The sequence below is a fragment of the Allopontixanthobacter sp. genome (genome assembly GCF_034376665.1).
In the GTDB taxonomy this organism is placed as follows: domain Bacteria; phylum Pseudomonadota; class Alphaproteobacteria; order Sphingomonadales; family Sphingomonadaceae; genus Allopontixanthobacter.
In genome coordinates this window covers 1-3,501 of sequence record NZ_JAXMJI010000039.1, presented here as the reverse complement: position 1 = coordinate 3,501, position 3,501 = coordinate 1, and the positions used below count along the sequence as shown (strand labels likewise).

The following is a 3,501-nucleotide window of genomic DNA, read 5'->3' as shown; positions in this document are numbered from 1 at the left end:
GCTGGCGGCGGAACACGTCGAACTGGCAATCGACGATCCGGATGTCATGTTCGCAAAAATCCGCCACGCCGGAAGCGTATTCCTGGGTCGGCACACGCCCGAGGCAATCGGCGATTATGTCGCCGGACCAAATCATGTGCTGCCCACCGGACGCCGCGCGCGCTTCGCCAGCGGGCTGTCGGTGCTCGACTTCATGAAACGCACCAGTTTCCTGTCCGCCGATGAAAATGCGCTGGCCGCCATCGGTCCGGCGGGCATTGCGCTGGCCAACGCGGAAGGCCTTCCCGCCCATGCCAGATCGATTGAAATGAGATTGAAATGACCAAACCCGCCACGCCGCCCAAATCGCAGGCCCGCTCGGCAGCGCGCCTCGCCGCGGTCCAGGCTCTGTACCAGCAGCAGATGGAGAAAACTGTGCTGGCGCGGCTCCTTGACGAATTCCACCAGCACCGCTTGGGCCAGGAAATCGAGGACGACCAATATGCCGAGGCCGAAGTCGATTTCTTCGACGACATCGTCAGCGGCGTGGACGCGCGGCGCGATGAGATCGACGAATTGCTGCAATCGAAGCTGGCCGAAGGCTGGAAAGTGGGCCGTCTGGACAAGACGATGGTCCAGATCCTGCGCTGCGGGGCCTACGAATTGCTTGCCCGCGCCGACATATCCAAAAAGGTCGTGATCAGCGAGTATATCGACGTGGCCCATGCCTTCTTCGACGAGAAGGAAGCGAAATTCGTCAACGGCGTGCTGGATTCGGTCGGCAAGGCCGTGCGCCCGTGACGCGCCCCTCCCTTGACGGGGAGGAAGGATTGATCGCCGCCCTGCGCGCGCTCGCTACCCATCCGGCCGCGCGCGGCCTGGCCGATGATGCAGCGGTGCTGGAAATTGGCACCGAGACCTTGATCCTGACGCAGGACAGCATGGTCGAAGGGATTCACTATTTGGCCAGTCAGGATATGGCCGATGTCGGGTGGAAACTCGCCGCGACCAATTTGTCCGACCTCGCCGCCAAGGGTGCAGCGCCGCTAGGCGTCCTCTACACCCATATGCTCGGTGCGAACGACGACCGGTTCATCGAGGGACTGGCAGAAATCCTGACCGAATACGAAGTCCCGCTGCTTGGCGGCGACACGGTGTCGGCCGACGGACCGCGGTGCTTCAGCCTGACCGCGATTGGCCGGGCAAGCGTCACCCCGGTCCCGTCCCGTTCCGGCGCGCAGCCCGGAGAGGCGATCTACCTGACCGGCCCGGTCGGCGCAGCGATGATGGGTTTCGAAGCCCTCCAAGGGGGCGCGGCACGGGATACCGCCGCCTATTGCCGCCCGGTGCCGCTGCTGGCGCAGGGCCGCGCGCTCGCGCCTTTTGTCAGCGCGATGATGGACGTTTCCGATGGGCTCTTGCTCGACGCGGGACGGATTGCCGAGGCCAGCGGGGTGACGGTCTCCATCGACACCGCCTCGGTTCCTCTCGACGCACCGGAAACCCGCCGCGGGGATGCGCTGCGTTGGGGCGATGACTATCAACTACTGTTCACCGGCCCGGCGAATACCGCATGGCCCATCCCGGTTCACCAGATCGGCACCATCGAAACCCGCAAGGAAGCCGGTTTGCTGGTGAACGGGATACCTCCGGCTGCGGGCGATTCACTCGGCTTTCGCCATTCGCGCTGACCCCCTGGACTCTTGCCAACAGGGTAAACTTCAACGGGGCTTGCGCGCCTTCGCCGCGCCCCTATACCTACGCGCCAAGCTGGAACTGTAGCAACAGGCCGCTTTCTATTCGATCCACTGGGGAAGGGTTTTCGTGTGAATTTAGTACTTATTTCGATCGGGCTGGGACTGCTCGCCATTATCTATGGCATCGTCACCAGCCGCCAAGTGCTGAGCGCTGACGCCGGCAACGCCAAAATGCAGGAAATTGCCGGGGCCATCCAGGAAGGCGCACAAGCCTATCTGAAGCGCCAATATACCACTATCGCCATGGTCGGCGTGGTGGTTGCGATCATCGTATTCATTTTCCTCGGTCCCATTTCCGCGACCGGTTTCGTTGTCGGAGCGGTCCTGTCGGGAGTCGCCGGATTTATCGGGATGAACATCTCGGTCAGGTCCAACGTACGCACGGCGGCAGCGGCGCAGCGCGGGCTGCAGGCGGGCCTGACCGTAGCGTTCCGCGCCGGGGCAGTTACCGGGATGCTGGTTGCGGGTCTCGCCCTGTTGGCGATCGCGGTATTCTTCTACGTGATGACCGTTTCCATGGGTCTCGACCTCACGGTACTCGCGGAAAAGCGCGAAATCATCGATGCGCTCGTCGGCCTGGCATTCGGCGCTTCGCTGATTTCGATCTTCGCCCGTCTCGGCGGCGGGATCTTTACCAAGGCGGCCGATGTCGGTGCCGACCTGGTTGGCAAGGTCGAAGCCGGAATTCCGGAAGACGATCCACGCAACCCCGCTACCATTGCGGATAACGTCGGCGACAATGTCGGCGACTGCGCCGGGATGGCGGCCGATCTGTTCGAAACCTACGTTGTGACCGTTGGTGCCACCATGGTGCTGACGGCGCTGCTGCTGACCAATCTTGGCGAAGAAGGTCTGCTGGCCCTGATGAGCCTGCCGCTGCTGGTTGGCGGCGTCTGCATCGTTACCTCGATCATCGGCACCTACATGGTCCGCCTCGGCTCCTCCAACAACATCATGGGCGCGCTGTACAAGGGCTTCATCACCACTGCGGTGCTGTCGATCCCGGCGATCTACTGGGCAACAGACTATGCCATCGGCATGGGCACGAGCTACACCGTCGATGGCCAGACCTTCACCGGTATGTCGCTGTTCTGGGCGATGATGGTCGGCCTTGCCGTTACCGGCCTGATCATCTGGATCACCGAATATTACACGGGTACGCAGTTCCGCCCGGTTCGGTCGATCGCGAAATCATCCGAAACAGGCCACGGTACCAATGTCATCCAGGGTCTGGCGATCAGCCTTGAATCGACCGCCCTGCCGACACTGGTAATCGTGGTTGCCATCGTGGTGACATACCAGCTCGCCGGCCTGATGGGCATCGCCTATGGCGCGACCGCGATGCTGGCTCTTGCCGGTATGGTCGTGGCACTGGATGCCTACGGTCCGGTAACCGACAACGCCGGCGGCATTGCCGAAATGGCCGATCTGGACGAAAGCGTACGGGAAAAAACCGATGCGCTGGATGCCGTGGGCAACACCACCAAGGCGGTGACCAAGGGCTATGCGATCGGTTCCGCCGGTCTGGCCGCACTGGTGCTGTTCAGCGCCTATACGGCCGATCTCAAGGAGTTTTTCCCGGAAATTGAGGTCAGCTTCAGTCTGGAGAACCCCTATGTGATCGTCGGGCTGCTGCTCGGTGCCTTGTTGCCCTATTTGTTCGGGGCGATGGGTATGACCGCCGTCGGCCGCGCTGCGGGCGACGTGGTCAAGGATGTCCGCGCGCAATTCGCGGCCGACCCGGGGATCATGGCGGGGACCAGCC

General features: G+C 62.6%; 4 protein-coding genes. All 4 read left to right on the top strand.

The window, feature by feature from the left end:
- Nucleotides 1-322: histidinol dehydrogenase (locus tag U0988_RS03885; protein ID WP_322291327.1), on the top strand; the 322-nt coding region annotated here is incomplete at its 5' end.
- Nucleotides 319-780: a transcription antitermination factor NusB gene (nusB, locus tag U0988_RS03880; RefSeq protein ID WP_322291326.1), complete on the top strand. Its 462-nt coding sequence runs from the start codon at nt 319-321 to the stop codon at nt 778-780. The genes U0988_RS03885 and nusB, both read left to right, overlap by 4 nt.
- The gene (gene thiL, locus U0988_RS03875; RefSeq protein WP_322291325.1) at nt 777-1,670 is read left to right on the top strand and encodes a thiamine-phosphate kinase; all 894 of its coding nucleotides are present in this window, start codon (nt 777-779) and stop codon (nt 1,668-1,670) included. Before nusB ends, thiL begins: the two co-directional genes overlap by 4 nt.
- A gap of 135 nt (nt 1,671-1,805) precedes the next feature.
- A partial coding sequence (locus tag U0988_RS03870) for a sodium-translocating pyrophosphatase (RefSeq protein ID WP_322291324.1) occupies nt 1,806-3,501 on the top strand: 1,696 nt, incomplete at its 3' end.